This window comes from Streptomyces sp. NPDC050264 (assembly GCF_040655895.1).
Lineage (GTDB): Bacteria > Actinomycetota > Actinomycetes > Streptomycetales > Streptomycetaceae > Streptomyces.
Window position 1 is genome coordinate 140,591 of record NZ_JBFAKV010000003.1, and the last position, 16,412, is coordinate 157,002.

Annotated in this window: 14 protein-coding genes and 1 pseudogene; 9 read left to right on the forward strand and 6 right to left on the reverse strand. The window is 71.3% G+C overall.

Annotated elements, in window-relative coordinates; genetic code table 11:
* Positions 1 to 64 precede the first annotated feature (64 nt).
* The gene (locus AB0J02_RS05795; RefSeq protein ID WP_363192317.1) at positions 65 to 1,288 is read right to left on the reverse strand and encodes an amidohydrolase family protein; all 1,224 of its coding nucleotides are present in this window, start codon (positions 1,286 to 1,288) and stop codon (positions 65 to 67) included.
* A gap of 170 nt (positions 1,289 to 1,458) precedes the next feature.
* Between AB0J02_RS05795 and AB0J02_RS05800 the strand changes: the two genes are divergently transcribed.
* The 7 genes from AB0J02_RS05800 (at position 1,459) to AB0J02_RS05830 (ending at position 10,977) form a co-directional block, all read left to right on the forward strand.
* Entirely contained in the window at positions 1,459 to 1,908 is a 450-nt protein-coding gene (locus tag AB0J02_RS05800; protein WP_363192318.1) for a DoxX family protein, read from the forward strand.
* 71 nt (positions 1,909 to 1,979) lie between these two features.
* The gene (locus AB0J02_RS05805; RefSeq protein ID WP_363192319.1) at positions 1,980 to 2,573 is read left to right on the forward strand and encodes a hypothetical protein; all 594 of its coding nucleotides are present in this window, start codon (positions 1,980 to 1,982) and stop codon (positions 2,571 to 2,573) included.
* Positions 2,574 to 2,915: 342 nt separating this feature from the next.
* The gene (locus AB0J02_RS05810; RefSeq protein WP_363192320.1) at positions 2,916 to 6,818 is read left to right on the forward strand and encodes an AAA family ATPase; all 3,903 of its coding nucleotides are present in this window, start codon (positions 2,916 to 2,918) and stop codon (positions 6,816 to 6,818) included.
* A 412-nt stretch (positions 6,819 to 7,230) separates the two neighbouring features.
* Complete coding sequence (locus AB0J02_RS05815) at positions 7,231 to 7,812, forward strand: TMEM165/GDT1 family protein (protein WP_363192321.1); 582 nt, start codon at positions 7,231 to 7,233, stop codon at positions 7,810 to 7,812.
* Positions 7,813 to 7,889: 77 nt separating this feature from the next.
* A complete protein-coding gene (locus AB0J02_RS05820) occupies positions 7,890 to 8,501 on the forward strand; it encodes a TetR/AcrR family transcriptional regulator (protein WP_363192322.1) in 612 nt (203 codons plus the stop codon).
* Positions 8,498 to 10,171, forward strand: coding sequence for an FAD-binding dehydrogenase (locus AB0J02_RS05825; RefSeq protein WP_363192323.1), 1,674 nt, complete (start codon positions 8,498 to 8,500; stop codon positions 10,169 to 10,171). The genes AB0J02_RS05820 and AB0J02_RS05825 overlap by 4 nt, the downstream gene beginning before the upstream one ends.
* The gene (locus AB0J02_RS05830; RefSeq protein WP_363192324.1) at positions 10,168 to 10,977 is read left to right on the forward strand and encodes an SDR family oxidoreductase; all 810 of its coding nucleotides are present in this window, start codon (positions 10,168 to 10,170) and stop codon (positions 10,975 to 10,977) included. Before AB0J02_RS05825 ends, AB0J02_RS05830 begins: the two co-directional genes overlap by 4 nt.
* Before the next feature lie 4 nt (positions 10,978 to 10,981).
* Here the strand turns inward: AB0J02_RS05830 and AB0J02_RS05835 are convergent, their stop codons facing one another.
* Together AB0J02_RS05835 and AB0J02_RS05840 are read right to left on the reverse strand one after the other, a co-directional pair.
* Entirely contained in the window at positions 10,982 to 11,785 is an 804-nt protein-coding gene (locus tag AB0J02_RS05835) for a hypothetical protein (protein ID WP_363192325.1), read from the reverse strand.
* The gene (locus AB0J02_RS05840; RefSeq protein WP_363192326.1) at positions 11,778 to 12,320 is read right to left on the reverse strand and encodes a sigma-70 family RNA polymerase sigma factor; all 543 of its coding nucleotides are present in this window, start codon (positions 12,318 to 12,320) and stop codon (positions 11,778 to 11,780) included. Before AB0J02_RS05840 ends, AB0J02_RS05835 begins: the two co-directional genes overlap by 8 nt.
* A gap of 105 nt (positions 12,321 to 12,425) precedes the next feature.
* Here AB0J02_RS05840 and ctaD point away from each other — a divergent pair, with 105 nt between their 5' ends.
* Both ctaD and AB0J02_RS05850 read left to right on the forward strand, forming a co-directional pair.
* Positions 12,426 to 14,054, forward strand: a complete 1,629-nt coding sequence (ctaD, locus tag AB0J02_RS05845) for a cytochrome c oxidase subunit I (protein WP_363192327.1) — start codon at positions 12,426 to 12,428, stop codon at positions 14,052 to 14,054.
* Positions 14,051 to 14,359, forward strand: coding sequence for a hypothetical protein (locus AB0J02_RS05850; protein WP_363192328.1), 309 nt, complete (start codon positions 14,051 to 14,053; stop codon positions 14,357 to 14,359). The genes ctaD and AB0J02_RS05850 overlap by 4 nt, the downstream gene beginning before the upstream one ends.
* A 292-nt stretch (positions 14,360 to 14,651) precedes the next feature.
* Here the strand turns inward: AB0J02_RS05850 and AB0J02_RS05855 are convergent.
* The 3 genes and pseudogenes from AB0J02_RS05855 to AB0J02_RS05865 form a co-directional block, all read right to left on the reverse strand.
* Positions 14,652 to 14,774, reverse strand: a pseudogene (locus AB0J02_RS05855) (MMPL family transporter); the annotation flags it as partial.
* Complete coding sequence (locus AB0J02_RS05860) at positions 14,741 to 14,950, reverse strand: hypothetical protein (RefSeq protein WP_363192632.1); 210 nt, start codon at positions 14,948 to 14,950, stop codon at positions 14,741 to 14,743. The pseudogene AB0J02_RS05855 and the gene AB0J02_RS05860, both read right to left, overlap by 34 nt.
* 123 nt (positions 14,951 to 15,073) lie before the next feature.
* Positions 15,074 to 16,390 carry a M64 family metallopeptidase gene (locus tag AB0J02_RS05865; RefSeq protein ID WP_363192329.1) on the reverse strand — a complete coding sequence of 439 codons (1,317 nt, stop codon included), beginning with the start codon at positions 16,388 to 16,390 and terminating at the stop codon, positions 15,074 to 15,076.
* Positions 16,391 to 16,412: the final 22 nt, after the last annotated feature.

A 16,412-nucleotide genomic window follows, 5' to 3' on the forward strand; every position in this document is an offset into this window, starting at 1 on the left:
CACGGAAGGCCCGCTCAGGCCCCGTCACGGAAGGCCCGCTCAGGCCCCGTCACGGAAGGCCCGCTCAGGCCCCGTCACGGTCGAACGGCAGGTCCAGCATGCGGATCGCGTTGCCACGGAGCAGCTTGTACGCCACCTCCTCCGGAAGGTGTCCGACGTGGTCCTGCGCGACCTGCTTCGTGTGCGGCCAGGTCGAGTCGACGTGCGGATAGTCGGTCTCGAAGGTCGCGTTGTTCACGCCCACCGTCTCGATGGCCTCGACCCCGTGCTTGTCGCGGAAGAAGCAGCAGAAGATCTGCCGGTAGTAGTACGTGGACGGCGGCTCGGGGATGAGGTCCTTCACCCCGCCCCAGGCGCGGTGTTCCTCCCACACGTCGTCGGCGCGTTCGAGGGCGTACGGGATCCAGCCCATCTGCCCTTCGCTGTACGCGAGTTTGAGCTTCGGGAACTTCACGAGTACGCCGCTGAACAGGAAGTCCATCATCGAGGCCATGGCGTTGTTGAAGCTCAGCGCGGCCTGGACCGCGGGCGGGGCGTCCGGTGACGCGGCCGGCATCTGTGAGCTGGACCCGATGTGCATGTTCACGACGGTGCCGGTCTCCTGGCAGGCCGCGAAGAACGGATCCCAGTACCCGGAGTGGATCGACGGCAGGCCGAGGTAGGTGGGGATCTCGGAGAAGGTCACGGCGCGCACGCCGCGTGCCGCGTTCCGCTTGATCTCGGCGACGGCCAGCTCGATGTCCCACAGCGGGATCAGGCACAGCGGAATCAGCCGGCCCCCGCTGTCACCGCACCACTCCTCGACCATCCAGTCGTTGTACGCGCGCACGCAGGCGAGCCCGACTTCTTTGTCCTTGGCCTCCGCGAAGGTCTGGCCGCAGAAGCGCGGGAAGGTCGGGAAGCACAGGGAGGCCTCGACGTGGTTGAGGTCCATGTCCGCCAGGCGTGCCTTCGGGTCCCAGCATCCGCGCCGCATCTGCTCGCGCGTGATGCCGTCGAGCGTCATCTCGTCCCGCGAGAATCCGACGGCCGCGATGATGCGCTTGTACGGGAAGATCTCGCCCTCGTACCTCCACCAGTCGGTGACCTGCCCGTCGGGGTCGGTGGTGAACCTGTACTTCCCTCCGACGTACGCCAGTTCGCCGATGCCCGCGGTGAAGGGCTGTGGCCCCAGCTCGCGGTACTTGGCCGGGAGCCACGTCTCGAAGAGGTGCGCGGGTTCGATCACGTGGTCGTCCACGCTGATGACCCGGGGGAGTTCCTTGGTGCCGTTCTCACTGCTGATCACGTCTTGCCCCCTACTGCCTGCCGGTTTCGCGACCAGGATCTGACGACCCATCAGATTCAGCGTATGGCTCAGCCTCACCGACGACAAGGGCCCGCCCGCGCCGCACCCCTTGCGGGATCGACCGCGTTCCGCTGAACTGACGCAGCGTCAGAAATGGCTGGGAGGCCCCGATGCAGACGATGTGGCTCAGCGGCGCCGAGTGGTTCGCCGTGCTCCGGATCGGCCTCGGCCTGTGGTGGCTGGAGAGCTGGCGCCACAAGGACAAGAAGACCTGGTTCCACGGCGGCGGCATCGAATGGGCCGCCGGCATCGCCGACAAGCACCGGTGGTCCTTCGTACGGTCGGGCTTCGCCGTCGTGGTCGGGCCACGGCCACGAGTGATGGCCCACGTCGTCGCGTACGCGGAGCTGGCGCTCGGCCTCGGACTCGTCGTCGGCTTCCTGACGCCGGTCGCCCTGGTCTGCGGTCTCGCCCTGAGCCTGATCTATCTGGTGCTGATGATCCACGATGTCAGCGAGCAGGGGCAGAACCTGATGATGAGCCTGGTCGCGCTCGTCGCGCTGCTCGGGATGGGCTGGCAGGTCTGGTCACTGGACGACGCCCTCGGCCTCTTTCAGTAGTACGACCCGGAGTCCGTGAATCCGTGGGCCTGTGGACCCGTGAACCCGTGAACCCGGACAAGGAGATGCCGGTGAACGAGGACCGTCGCGAAGAGGAGAGGCCGGCGCAAGCGGCTCTGCGCAGGCGTCACGCCGCCAGGGCCGAGAGCGCCGCGGCACGCGCGGCCGCTCTCAGCCGCTACGTCGAGGAAAAGGGACACCGCTCCGAGGACCGGACCGGGGACCACCCCGACGGCTCCGCGGACGACCGCTCCGACGCCTACGCGGACGCCGTCTGGAAAGCCGCTCACGCCGCCCGTACGGCAGCTCAGGCCCTCGCCGTGCTGGCGGAGGGCGCCCCCGACCCCGCCGCGGACTCGCGCTGCGCCCGGAACGCGGCGGCGTCTGCCGCGCAGGCCGCCCAGATGGGACAACGTGTCGATGCCGACGCGGAAGCCTCCGCTCGCGCCTCGCGAGCCGCGCTCAACGCCTCGCAGGCCGCCGCGGCAGCGGCGGGGGCGCGGCACATGGGCTCGGACGAGGACCTGAACGCGGACGCCGACGCGGCGGAGAGAGCGGCGGTCACGGCCGCCGAGGACGCGGGCTGGATCGTGCCCGGCGAGAAGGTGCCGAGCGTGGAGACCGGGGTGCGGAGCACCGAGATCATGACCATGTTGCACCTGTGACACCCAGGGCCACGGCCGGAAATCGACGGGTATCCGGGGACATCCGGCGCTACGCCGGTTCGGGGCCGGTCCCTCCCCTCGTGCGGACCGGCACCGAACGACGCGGACTTCGCTGCAATATCCAGGACCAGGAATGGTCCCTCCGAGCGGTGGGCAGGTGATGCTCGGACGACGCAGCGTGTTCGGTTAGCCACTGCGGCGTGATCCTGCCATTCACGGTGCCGACTGAGGAGAACGCCTCCTTGTCCGGACGACGTAAGCGCAGGTCAGACCTATAAGGTGAGTTTTCCGGTCCGGATAGGCCGGAGGCCCGGGAGCGGCAGGAGTTGTGGGGTGGGAGTCGTGGGTTCCGCCTCAGGGGCACGTACGGCCTTCGCGGAACGGCTCGCCCTGCTCTACAAGGAAGCCGGCAATCCTCCCCTCAAGCGCGTGTCGGAAGCGGTCGTCCGGCTGCAGCGCGTCGACGAGCGGGGCCGTCCCGTGCTGGTGTCCGCGCAACGGATCAGCGACTGGCGCCGGGCCAGGAACGTGCCCGCTCAATTCACCGCCCTCGCGGCGGTCCTGCATGTCCTGATCCCCGAGGCGCGGCGCGAGCGGCCGGTGCCGGTCTCCACCGGCCTCTACGACATGGCCCACTGGCAGCGCCTGTGGGAGAGCGCGGTGGCCGACCCGGGCGACGACCGCGACGCCCCGGCCGCCGCCGGCGAGGGGCGGCTCCCGGAAGAGGCGCCGGCCGCCCCGGTCGTCTGCCCGTACCGGGGGCTGGCTTCGTACCGGCAACAGGACGCCCACTGGTTCTTCGGGCGGGAGCGGTCCACGGAGAACCTCGTCGAACTGCTCCGCGCCGCGGAGGGAACGGGCGGCCTGGTCATGCTCGTCGGCGCGTCGGGGGCGGGGAAGTCGTCCCTCCTGAACGCCGGTCTGGCGCCCGCGGTGCAGAACGGCGAGCTGGGCGACGGGCGCGGCCACGTGCTGCAGCTCGTCCCCGGCGGCGATCCGCACCAGCACACGCAGGCGATCCGGGATTCCGTCGCGACGGCCTCCACGGCCTCCGCGGCCCGGCCGGTCATCATCGTGGACCAGTTCGAGGAGATATTCACCCTCTGCCCGGACAAGGCCGCACGGCGCGCCTTCATCGAACTGCTCCACGCCGTCGGCTCCCCCACCAGTGGCGGTGGCCGTCCGCCCGCGCTCGTGGTCCTCGGCATACGCGCCGATTTCTACGAGGAGTGCCTCGGGTACCCCGAACTGGCCCACGCGCTCCAGCACCGGCACATGGTGCTCGGTCCGCTGACCGACGCGGACCTGCGCAAGGCCGTGACCGGCCCCGCCAAGGCGGTGGGCCTTGAACTCGAAGGCGGGCTCGCGGAGCTGATCGTCCGGGAAGTGGGCTCGGACGGGCCCCGCGGAGCGCACGGCGCGGGCGCGCTGCCGCTCCTCTCGCACGCGCTCCTGGCCACCTGGCAGCGGCGCAAGTCGGGCAGGCTGACCCTGGCCGGATACCGGGCGGCGGGCGGCATCCAGGGCGCGGTGGCGGCGACCGCCGAGCGGGCCTGGTCCGCGCTCGACCCGGCGGCGCGCACCGCCGCGCGGCTGCTCCTCCTCAGGCTGGTGCGGCTGGGCGAGGACACGCAGGCCACGCGGCGGCGGGGCACGCGGCGCCAGTTGGCGGACGAGTCGACGGACCCCGGCAAGACGGAGGAGTCCCTCGAAGCCCTGGTCCGCGCGCGGCTGGTGACGCTCGACGCGGAGACCGTCGAGATCACGCACGAGGCGCTGCTGCACGCCTGGCCCCGGCTGCGCGGCTGGATCGACGAGGGGAAGAACGAGCATCTGCTGCGCCAGCGGCTGGAGGAGGACGGCAGGGCCTGGGAGGAGTCCGGCCGCGATGCGGCGCTGCTCTACCGGGGGTCCCGGCTGGAGCAGGCCCGCGCCTGGGCGGCGGCCGCCGGGGAGACGTATCCGACCCGGGGCGCGGCCGACTTCCTGAAGGCGTCGGCGGGGCTGCGCCGGCGCACCGTCCTGCTCAGCCGCGGTGCGGTGTCGGCCCTGGTCGTCCTGGCGATGCTGGCGGTCACCGCGGCGGTGATCGCGTGGCAGCAGCGCAACGACGCCGTGTACCAGCAGGTGGTGGCGGAGGCCGAGCGGGTCCAGGACTCGGACCCCTCGCTGGCCGCGCGTCTCGACCTGGTGGCGCACCGGCTGCGGCCGGACGACGAGACGACGACGAACCGGCTGATCTCGATCGTGAACGCGCCGCTGGCCTCGCCGCTGCTCGGCCACACCGGCGCCGTCTACCTCACCTCGTTCAGCCCGGACGGGAAGGTCCTCGCCACCGCCGGCTACGACCGGACCGTACGGCTGTGGGACGTGGCCGATCCGACGCACCCCGAGCCGTTGGGCAAACCCCTTACGGGACACACCAGTTGGGTGAGCACCGCGCTCTTCAGCCCTGACGGCTCCACTCTCGCCAGCGCGTCGGACGACGGCACCGTACGGCTGTGGGACGTACGGGACCCGGCCCATCCACGCCGGCTGGGCGCGCCCCTGGCCGGCCACGCGGCCACCATCTACCTGCTCGCCTTCAGCCCGGACGGGCGCACGCTCGCCTCTGCCGACGAGGACCGCACCGTACGGCTGTGGAACGTGGCCGACCGGCGGCGCCCGAAGCAGATCGGCACGCTGACCGGGCACACCGCCGCCGTGCGGTCCGTTGCGTTCAGCCCCGACGGGCGGACGCTGGCGGCCGGCGGGGACGACGGCACGATCAGGCTGTGGGACACGGCCGATCCACAGGCGCCGAAAGCGATCGACACGGTGCTGACCGGCCACAAGGGCACGGTGCACTCGGTCGCCTTCAACCGCGACGGCCGCACCCTCGCCAGCGGCGGCGTCGATCACACCGTCCGGCTGTGGAACGTCGCCGACCCCCGCCACGCGCGGCCGCTCGGCACACCGCTCGCCGCGCACACCGGGCCCATCTGGTCCGTGGCGTTCAACCCCGCCGGGACCATGCTCGCGGTCGGCAGCGCGGACAGTACGGCGAGCCTGTGGAATGTCAGCGATCCGGCCCGTCCCTCGCAGGTCGGCGAGCCTCTCGCGGGCGGCAGCGGGGAGATGTACGCCGTCGGATTCAGCCCCGACGGGAAGACCCTCGCCACGGGGAGCGGCGACAACAAGGTCCGCCTGTGGTCGATCCCCACGTCGGACATGATCGGCCGCATCGGGGCGTTCAGCCCCGACGGGAAGGTGCTCGCCACGGCGGCCGGGGACGAGAAGGTCCGGCTGTGGAACGTGGAGCGGCGCAGCCGGCCCGTCCCGCTGGGCGAACCGTTCGACCCCGGGGCGGGTGAGCCGCGTTCGCTGGCCTTCTCCCCCGACGGCCGTACGCTCGCGGTGCTGACGGGAAGCCACGCGGTGCAGCTGTGGAACGTCACGGACCTCGCGGAGCCCGTCCCCCTCGGGCCGCCGATGGCACTGCGGACACGGTTCGCGGGACCCCGCGCGCTGGCCTTCAGCCCGGACGGGCGGACCCTGGCCACGGCCCGGACCGACCGCACCGTGCAGCTGTGGGACGTCGCCGACCCGGCCCGCCCGCGTGCGCTCGGCCGGCCGCTCACCGGCCACACGGGGTACGTGAACGCCCTGGTCTTCGGCACCGACGGCCGGACCCTCGCCAGCGGCAGCGCCGACGGGACGGTCCGGCTCTGGGACGTGTCGGACCCACGCCGAGCCGCGCGGCTCGGCGAGCCGCTGAGCGGGCATCTGGGGCCCATCAACACCCTCGACTACAGCCCGGACGGGCACACCCTGGCCAGCGGCAGCGACGACGGCACCGTCCGGCTGTGGGACGTCACCGAGCCCCGGGCGGCGGCGCAGGTGGGGCCCGCGCTGACCGGCCACACCGACGCGGTCGTGTCACTGACGTTCAGCCAGAACGGCCGGACCCTGGCGAGCGGCGGCAACGACAACTCCGTCCGCCTCTGGGACGTCTCCCGCCCCTCCAGCACCTCCCCGATCGGTCAGTCGATGAGCCCGAACGCCAAGACAGGCAGTTTTCTGTCGTTCAGCCCGCGCGGCAACATGCTCGGGATCTCGAGCGGGGCCGACACCGTCCGGTTGTGGAATCTGGACACGGACGCGGCGATCCGTCGCATCTGTTCGACCACGCGGGACGTCCTGACACGGGAGAAGTGGGACGAGTACCTGCCTCGCCTCACGTACGAGCAGCCGTGCGAGGAGTGACCGACCCCGGCCTCCGGGCAGAGCTTCACGGCGCGTGACACCGATCACAACAAGCCATACTGGCCGGTCGGTCCTGCCGCTACCGCCCGGTGGCCTTGTACCGTTGCTCGCAGCCCGATCGCTGATGCATCCCCCGTCGTCAGCGGTCGGGCCTTTTCTGTGGCGGGCCGTCGACCTGTACCCTTGACCTGCAAGCGAAGGGGAGTAGCCCCGCGAACCGGTCGTCGACACACTGGAACCCCCGGGTTCCCGGTGGCCGGGCTCGAGCCGTGAAGGCTCGGGTGGGCGAGACCTTCGACCAGGCAGAACGACGGACACGTAGGGCATACGTGTCGTGGCTGCCGGGTCGAGTGGTCCTCTCCGCGCGGCGGGTGGGTTGCGAGAACCCGGCCCGTACAGAAAGCACCCGCTGATGCATCTCGACCCCCTGGCGATCCTCACCGCCTTCGGGCTGATCTTCCTCGCCGAACTTCCGGACAAGACCATGTTCGCCTCGCTGGCGATGGGCACCCGGATGAAGCCCCTGTACGTCTGGTTCGGGACCTCCGCCGCCTTCATCGTGCACGTGGCCATCGCCGTGGGCGCCGGATCGCTGCTCGGTCTGCTGCCGGACTGGATCGTGAAGCTGGTCTCGGCGCTGCTGTTCGCGTTCGGCGCCTTCATGCTGCTGCGCGGCGGCGGTGACGACGAGGACGACGAGGCGGGCGCCAAGACCGTGACCGGCTTCTGGCCCGTCTTCGGCACCGCGTTCATGGCCGTCTTCATCGGCGAGTGGGGCGATCTGACGCAGATCACCACCGCCAACCTCGCCGCCACCAACGGCACCTGGTCCACCGCCATCGGCTCCGCCGCCGCCCTGATGTCCGTCTCCGCGCTCGCGCTGATCGCCGGACGGTTCATCGCCAAGCGGGTGCCGCTGAAGACCGTGCAGCGGATCGGCGGCGCGTGCATGCTCCTGCTCGCCGTGTGGACGCTGGTGGAGATCTTCGTCTGATCCCTCTCCGGAGCCCGTACGACCCTTGTGGATACAGGAACGTATCGAATACGTTCCTGTATCCAACGGAGGGGGCGATGATGCCGGGCACCGTCACGAAGCGGCGTGCGCGCACGCGGCAGCGGCTGCTCGACGCCGCGCTCGACGTGTTCGCCGAGGTGGGGTTCGGGCGCTCCACCGTCGAGCAGGTCTGCGAGCGGGCCGGATTCACCCGCGGCGCTTTCTACTCGAATTTCTCCTCCCTGGACGAGCTGTTTCTCGCCTTGTGGGAGGAGCGGTCGGCGCGGATGCTCGGCGATGTGCGCAGCGCCCTGGCCGACCTCGACCCGGCCGACCCCGAATCCGCCGTGCGGGCCGCGATCGCGGCGACCCCGGTGGACGACGCCTGGTACCGGATCACCGCCGAGTTCACCGTGCACGCCCTGCGCAACCCGGGGCTGCGCCGGGTGATGGCCGCGCGGGAGCAGGCGATCCGGGACGCGATCCTGCCGGTCTTCGTGACCGCGCTGCGGCGGCTCGGGCGGCGGGTGAGCGACGAGCGGGCCCTCGGGGACGCGCTCGTCGCCGTGCACGACGGGACGACCGTGCAGGTTCTGCTGCAGCCGGACGACGCGGCCGTACGGGCCCGTCGCGAGGCCCTGTTCATGAACGTACTCGACGCCTACAGCACACCGATGGAGAGCGCATGAGCGACACCAGCGGCTTCCAGGCCGATGTCATCGTCGTGGGGGCCGGGCTCGCCGGGCTCGTCGCCACCTACGAACTGACGCGTGCGGGCAAGCGCGTCGTGCTCGTCGACCAGGAGAACGAGGCCAACCTCGGCGGCCAGGCGTTCTGGTCGCTCGGCGGTCTGTTCCTCGTCGACAGCCCCGAGCAGCGCAGGATGGGCATCAAGGACTCCTACGAACTCGCGCTCTCCGACTGGCTGAACTCCGCGGGCTTCGACCGGGAGCGCGAGGACCGGTGGCCCCGCAAGTGGGCCGAGGCGTACGTGGGTTTCGCGGCAGGCGAGAAGCGCGACTACCTGTCCGGGCTCGGGCTGAAGGTCACGCCGAACGTCGGCTGGGCCGAGCGCGGCGCCGGGACCGCGACCGGGCACGGGAACTCCGTGCCGCGCTTCCACCTCACGTGGGGGACGGGCCCCGAGGTCGTGCGGGTGTTCCGGGAGCCGGTCCTGGAGGCCGCCTCCCGCGGGCTCGTCGCCTTCAAGTACCGCCACCGGGTGGATGAGTTGATCGTGGAGGACGGGGCCGCGGTCGGGGTGCGCGGGGCGCTGCTCGAACCGTCCTTCGAGGCGCGGGGCGTGGCCTCGTCCCGGGAGAGCGCCGGGGAGTTCGAGCTGCGCGCGCAGGCCGTCGTCGTCACCTCGGGCGGGATCGGCGGCAACCACGACCTGGTCAGGAAGAACTGGCCGACCGAGCGGGTGGGCCGGCCGCCCGAGTCGATGGTCACCGGCGTTCCCGCGTACGTCGACGGGCGCATGCTGGAGATCACCGAGGGCGCGGGCGCGTCCCTCGTGAACCGCGACCGCATGTGGCACTACACGGAGGGCCTGAAGAACTGGGACCCGATCTGGCCAGGACACGGCATCCGGATCATCCCGGGCCCGTCGTCGCTGTGGCTGGACGCGACCGGCAAGCGGCTGCCCGCGCCGCTCTTCCCCGGGCACGACACGCTCGCCACGCTCAAGCACATCACCGCGACGGGTCACGACCACACGTGGTTCGTGCTGACGCGGGCCATCGTGGAGAAGGAGTTCGCGCTCTCCGGGTCCGAGCAGAACCCCGACATCACCGGCAAGGACCTGAAGCTGGTGCTGCAGCGGGTGAAGAAGGGCGCCCCCGGGCCGATCCGGGCGTTCCTGGAGCGCGGCGAGGACTTCGTCGTACGGCGGAACCTGAAGGATCTCGTCGCCGGGATGAACGAGCTGACGCCCGGGACGCCGGTGGAGTACGAGCAGGTCGAGCGGGAGATCGTGGCCCGGGACCGGGAGGCCGAGCACGGCTACTCCAAGGACCTCCAGCTGATGGCCGTGCGCAACGCCCGCGCGTACTGGCCCGACCGCATCACCCGCGTCGCCAAGCCGCACCGCCTCCTCGACCCGGCGCAGGGGCCGCTGATCGCCGTACGGCTGCACGTGCTGACCCGCAAGACGCTGGGCGGCCTGGAGACCACGCTCGACTCGCAGGTCGTACGGCCCGACGGGTCCGTCTTCGACGGGCTGTACGCGGCCGGTGAGGTCGCCGGGTTCGGCGGCGGCGGCGTGCACGGCTACAACGCGCTGGAGGGGACCTTCCTCGGCGGCTGCATCTTCTCCGGCCGGGCGGCCGGCCGGGCGCTCGCCAGGAGCCTGGCGTGAGCGGGGCCGGAACGCGCGGCACCGCCCTGGTGACCGGGGCCTCGTCGGGGATCGGCGCGGCGGTCGCCGCCGCGCTGGTGCGGCGCGGCTACCAGGTGTACGGCACCAGCCGGAACCCCGGGAAGGTCGACTCTCCCATCGCCGGGGTGACGTATCTGGCGCTCGACCTGGCCGACGAGGCGAGCATCGAGGCGTGCGCGGCCGCGGCGGGCGCGGTGGACGTGCTCGTGAACAACGCGGGCGAGTCGCAGAGCGGGCCCTTCGAGGAGCTGCCGATGGACGCGGTCAAGCGGCTGTTCCAGCTCAACGTCTTCGGGGCCGTGCGGCTCAGCCAGCTGCTGCTGCCGGGGATGCGGGAGCGGCGCCGCGGCCGGGTGGTCATGGTCGGCTCGATGCTGGCCAGCTTCCCGCTCGCCTACCGCTCCTCGTACGTCGCGTCGAAGGCCGCGATCAAGGGCTTCGCGAGCGCGGCGCGGCGGGAGTACTCGCCGTACGGGGTCGGCATCACGACCGTCGAGCCGGGCTCCATCTCCACCGGGATCAGCGAGCGCCGCACCCAGTACGTCGGCGAGCACTCCCCCTTCCGAACGGCGTACGACACCATGCTCGCCGCGCTCAACTCCAATGAGGCGAAGGGGATTTCGGCACAGAAGGTCGCGGTGAAGATCGTCGCTGCCATCGAGGCGCCGCGCCCGCGGCCGCTGTACGCCGTGGGCAGCAACGCACCGGTGGTGTTCGCGCTGCGACGGCTGCTGCCGCGGAGCGCGAGCGAACTGCTGGTGGCCCGGCGGCACGGCCTGCGCTAGCGCGTCAGCGCCGCCAGGCGCTGTACGACAGCACCTTCCCGGCGCCGGGTGAGGTGATCTCCATGCCGAGGACGGTGCCGTCCGCGGGGTCCAGGATCAGCATCGCGCCCGCGGCGGCGTACGCCTGTCCGGGGCGGCCCAGGCGGTCGGTGACCGGGCCGGCCGGGCGCAGGCCTTCGGTGTCCGCCAGGAGCCGGGCGAGGGCGGCGGTCTCCCTGGCGCCGAGCGTCCAGTGGTCCAGCAACTCGCGTGTCGCCAGCAGGAGTTGGGAGGCCTTGCGGATGTCTCCGTGGTGCCGGGCGGCCAGGTAGCGGCGCAGACCCGCGGTGTCGTGCGGCGGCCGCGGCCGGCCCGGCTCCCGGGGCACGACACGTTCCTCGGGCCCGTTCCGGTGTGCTCCCAGCGTCCAGGCGCTGACGTGCGCGCCCTGGCGCAACCGGGGCCGCCCGTCGGCCGCGGCCCGCTCCGCGCGTGCGGCGACCTCGTCGAGCGGTACGGCCGAGGAGACGGAGCCCGGGTCCAGCGGGGCCGGGGCCGCGGTCGCCGCGGGCGCGGCGGCGTAGGACAGGCCGAGCACGAGGAGCGCGGCGAGCGCGCACACGGCCGCCTCGGCGCGCAGCACCAGGATGCGGCGGGCGCGGCGGGCGCGGGAGCCGTGCAGGAGCTGGTTGAGGGAGCGTTCGGCGCGGTGGTGCAGGGGGCCGTCGGCGTACCGGGGGTCGTCCGCCGGAACCGGGTCGGCGGCGCGCAGCAGGCCCAGTTCGTCAAGGGCACCGAGGGCGACGGGGTCGTGTAGGGGGTCAGTCACGGTCACGGCCTCCTGCGGGCACGGTCATGTTCATCCGGTCGATCTCGGCGCGCAGCCTGCGCCGGGCACGGTGCAGACGCATCGCCGCCGCGTTCTTGCCGCACTCCAGGGCGACGGCCAGCTCATCGAGCGTGAGCTCCTCCCAGGTGGTGAGGCGCAGCGCCTCCTGGTCGGCGGGGCTGAGGCGGGCCAGTGCCTCGTGCACCCAGGCGCCGGGCCGTTCCGCTTCGGGGCCCGCCACGATCTGCCGGCGGTGGGCGCGCTCCTGGTGGGTGATGCGGTCGAGGAGCCGGCGTCTTCGGCCGAGGCCCCGGACGGTGTTGGCGAGGCAGTTGCGGGCGACGGCGTACAGCCAGGGCAGCGGCGTCTCCGGCGGGAGTTGCGCGCGGCGCCGCCAGGCTATGGAGAAGACGTCGGCGACCACCTCCTCGACCTCGTGCGCGGCGCCCGGGTCGAGACGGCGCGCCACGAAGCGGCTGACCGCCCAGTAGTGCGCGCGGTAGGCCGCCGCGAAGGCGTCGTCCGTCGTACTCATGCTGCGTAGGTGTCCGGCACGGGCCCGATCTTCACAGGCGGCGTGTGTGATCTTTCCGGCGGGTGCGGCGGTGATGCGCGGGGCGCGGCCGGACACGTACGGGGCATGAAGTCCTCGAAGTGGGTCACGTGGCTGACCACCACCGACCACAAGACCATCGGCACGCTCTACCTGGTCACGGCGTTCGCGTTCTTCTGCCTGGGCGGCGTGCTGGCGCTGTTCATGCGCGCGGAGCTGGCCCGGCCGGGCATGCAGATCATGTCCAACGAGCAGTTCAACCAGGCGTTCACGATGCACGGCACGATCATGCTGCTGATGTTCGCGACGCCGCTGTTCGCGGGGTTCGCGAACTGGATCATGCCGCTGCAGATCGGGGCGCCCGACGTGGCCTTCCCCCGGCTGAACATGTTCGCGTACTGGCTGTATCTGCTGGGGTCACTGATCGCGGTCGGGGGCTTCCTCACGCCTCAAGGGGCCGCGGACTTCGGCTGGTTCGCGTACGCGCCGCTGTCCGACGCGGTGCACTCCCCCGGCGTCGGCGGCGACATGTGGATCATGGGACTCGCCTTCTCCGGGTTCGGCACGATCCTCGGCTCGGTCAACTTCATCACGACGATCGTGTGCCTGCGGGCGCCCGGCATGACCATGTTCCGCCTGCCGATCTTCACGTGGAACGTGCTGCTGACCGGCGTACTGGTGCTGCTCGCGTTCCCGGTGCTCGCGGCCGCGCTGTTCGCCCTGGAGGCCGACCGGAAGTTCGGGGCGCACATCTTCGACGCGGCGAACGGCGGGGCGCTGCTGTGGCAGCACCTGTTCTGGTTCTTCGGGCACCCGGAGGTCTACATCATCGCCCTGCCGTTCTTCGGGATCATCTCGGAGGTGATCCCGGTGTTCAGCCGGAAGCCGATGTTCGGGTACTCGGGTCTGGTGGGCGCGACGATCGCGATCGCGGGGCTCTCGGTGACGGTGTGGGCGCACCACATGTATGTGACCGGCGGTGTTCTCCTGCCCTTCTTCTCCTTCATGACGTTCCTGATCGCGGTGCCGACGGGGGTCAAGTTCTTCAACTGGATCGGCACGATGTGGCAGGGCTCGCTGTCGTTCGAGACGCCGATGCTCTACGCGGTCGGGTTCCTGGTCACCTTCGCGTTCGGCGGGCTCACGGGCGTGGTGCTCGCGGCGCCGCCGCTGGACTTCCATGTCGGTGAGACCTATTTCGTGGTGGCCCACTTCCACTACGTCATCTTCGGCACGGTCGTCTTCGCGATGTTCTCCGGATTCCATTTCTGGTGGCCGAAGTTCACGGGGAAGATGCTCGACGAACGGCTCGGGAAGATCACCTTCTGGACGCTGTTCGTCGGCTTCCACGGAACGTTCCTGGTGCAGCACTGGCTGGGGGCCGGGGGCATGCTGCGGCGCGTCCCCGACTATCTGGCCGTGGAGGGGCTGGCCGGGCTCAACACCGTCTCGACGATCTTCTCGTTCGTCCTGGGGCTGTCGTTCCTGCCGTTCCTCTACAACGTGTGGCGGACGGCGCAGTACGGGAAGCCCGTCGGCGTCGACGACCCGTGGGGGTACGGGCGTTCGCTGGAGTGGGCCACGTCGTGCCCGCCGCCGCGGCACAACTTCCTGGCGCTGCCGCGGATCCGGTCCGAGTCGCCCGCGTTCGACCTGCGGCATGACGTCGCCGCGCTGCCCTCGTCCGAGCCCGGGCCGTCGGCGGTGGCGCGGTGATCCGGGAGATCGAGGGCTACCTGATGGTGGAGGCGGCCCGGGCGGAGGGCCGGGCCGCGGCCGAGCGGTTCGCCGGGCGGCTCCCCTGGCTCACGGAGTCGCAGGCGGAGGAGGCGCAGCGGGCCTACGTCGAGGAGTACGTGGTGCTGCGGCGGCGCGGGTGGGGGTGGTGTGTGGCGCGGGCCGGTGAGTTGCGCGGGGAGTACGAGCGGCGGTACGGGGTGTTGCGGCGGCGTGTGTGCGGGGTGGTCTGTGTGGTCGGGGCCTTGATGTGGGTGGGGGTCGCCGTGATCGTGGCGCTCTGAGTCGTGGCCGAGGTCACGGGGCTCCGCCCCGGACCCCGCTCCTCAATCGCCGGAGGGGCTTGAAGGGAGCTTGAACCGGGGCCGGAGGGGCTTGGAAGGAAGCTTGAACCAGGGCCGGAGGGGCTTGAAGGGAGCTTGAACCGGGGCCGGAGGGGCTTGGAAGGGAGCTTGAACCAGGGCCGGAGGGGCTTGGAAGGGAGCTTGAACCAGGGCCGGAGGGGCTTGGAAGGAAGCTTGAACCAGGGCCGGAGGGGCTTGAAGGGGGGTCCGGATCCGGGCTCGACCGGGGCCTCTTGTCACCGTGGCCCGGCCACCACGCCGCGTGGCCGATCAGCGCCGTCAGCGCCGGGGTGAAGACCATCGCCATCACGAACGCCGCGATCACGATGCCGAACGAGAGCGCGAAGCCCACTTCGCCTCCTGGATGTCGGAGGCCTTGATCGACTCGTAGGAGCCGGGCAGGAAGCTCGCCTCGTCGCTGCTGGAGGTGAGTTTCGGCGCGAACGAGATCACGGCCGCCGCCACGACGACCCAGGACAGGATCACCCACCAGGGCCTGCGGACCACGAACCGGCCGAGTGCTGCGAACATCGCTCACGCCTCCCGTTGCCCCCGGGCTCACCCCGTCGGCCTCACCCGCACCCCACGCGTCTGCCACTCGGGAGCGGTTCGGGACGCGCGTTCGGGGCGGGTGGCGGAGGCTGGAAGCCGTGACTAGCGCGAGACGGTCCAGCTGACGCTGTCGGAAGCCGAGCGGCGCGCGGCCGGGTCGCGCAGCGCCGCCGTGCGGTCGACGGCCGTCGCGGTCACTGTGTGAGCGCCCTTGCGGATGCCCAACGAGCCTGCCTTCAGAGCGTGTTGTCCGGCGGCCCGGCGGACCTCCACGCCGTCCACGTACCAGCGCACGCCGACGTCGGAGAGGCCCGTCGGAAGCGGGGCCAGGTCGACGCGGAGCGTGCTGGAGGTGTTCAGGGTGCGGGCCGTGGAGGTGGCGGCGGTGAGCAGGTTCGCGTTGCGGTAGAAGCCGGCGATCATCGCCTCCTGGCCGGGCAGGTTGAACTTGTCGGTGTCCAGGGACCGCATGATCGAGTTCTGGGTGGGCCGGTAGATGCCGTACTCGTAGTAGCCGCCGCCCTCGTACGCGCCGACGATGCCGCCCGACGGGTCGCTCTGGCCGAGCCAGCTGTACCACTTCGTCCTGCTGTTCAGCATGCCGTCGGCGGTCTGCGTCGTGGTGTTGGGCTCGGCCGGCTCGGGCCCCGGGTAGGTGCCGTAGCCCGCGTACTGGTACTCGTCCGCCAACAGGCCTATGGAGTGGCCGAGTTCGTGGGCGCCTATGAGGTACGAGCGGTCGTTGTCGGACGACATGGTGGCGATCCCCGTGTGCCCGGCCGTGGAGGTCAGTCCGCTGTAGCCGGCGCCGCCGTACTTGGTGGAGTTCGAGACGACGAAGACGATGTCGGAGGCGGGGGCCTGCTGCGCGTACGCGTCGACCTTCTTCTCGTCGACGCAGAGCAGCCGCTCGGTGTCGGAGCAGAAGAAGTAGCTGCTGACAGCGGTGTCCTTGACGACGTCCTTCGTCGGGTCACCGGAGACGCCGGAGTCGTTCGACACGGCGTCCACGAGCCAGAAGTTGAACAGGCCCTTGTAGCTCTTGTACGGCTCGATCGCGAAGACCGCGTCCAGCTTGGCCTGCGCGTCCGATCTGAAGTCGGCCTGCTGGCCGGCCGTGTAGCCGTCGCCGATGATCACCAGGTCAAGTCGGCCGTCGGAGGGGCCGGTCCGCTGCAGCGAGGTGACCGGGGTGGCGTCCGGCGTCATGGCCGGCGCCTGCTTCAGGCGGCTGATCCGCTCCGGTACGGAAGTGGGGACCCGCGCGTGCCGGCCCTCGCCGTGGGAGCCGGGGAAGTACTCGACCGTGCGCGTGCCCTCGTCGGTGGCCGCGCGGGCCGTCGTGCCCGCGGCGCCGAGCGCGGCGATCGCGAGGGAGCCGGCGGCGATGGCGGAGACCAAAGGGGTGCGTACGCGCACGGGGACCTCGCAGGAAGTCGGC

Coding starts and splice junctions, on each gene's coding strand:
- AB0J02_RS05800 (WP_363192318.1), top strand. CDS start 1,459: ATGCAGACGATGTGGCTCAGCGGCGCCGAGTGGTTCGCCGTGCTCCGG.
- AB0J02_RS05815 (WP_363192321.1), top strand. CDS start 7,231: ATGCATCTCGACCCCCTGGCGATCCTCACCGCCTTCGGGCTGATCTTC.
- AB0J02_RS05820 (WP_363192322.1), top strand. CDS start 7,890: ATGATGCCGGGCACCGTCACGAAGCGGCGTGCGCGCACGCGGCAGCGG.
- AB0J02_RS05825 (WP_363192323.1), top strand. CDS start 8,498: ATGAGCGACACCAGCGGCTTCCAGGCCGATGTCATCGTCGTGGGGGCC.
- AB0J02_RS05840 (WP_363192326.1), bottom strand. CDS start 12,320: ATGAGTACGACGGACGACGCCTTCGCGGCGGCCTACCGCGCGCACTAC.
- ctaD (WP_363192327.1), top strand. CDS start 12,426: ATGAAGTCCTCGAAGTGGGTCACGTGGCTGACCACCACCGACCACAAG.
- AB0J02_RS05860 (WP_363192632.1), bottom strand. CDS start 14,950: ATGTTCGCAGCACTCGGCCGGTTCGTGGTCCGCAGGCCCTGGTGGGTG.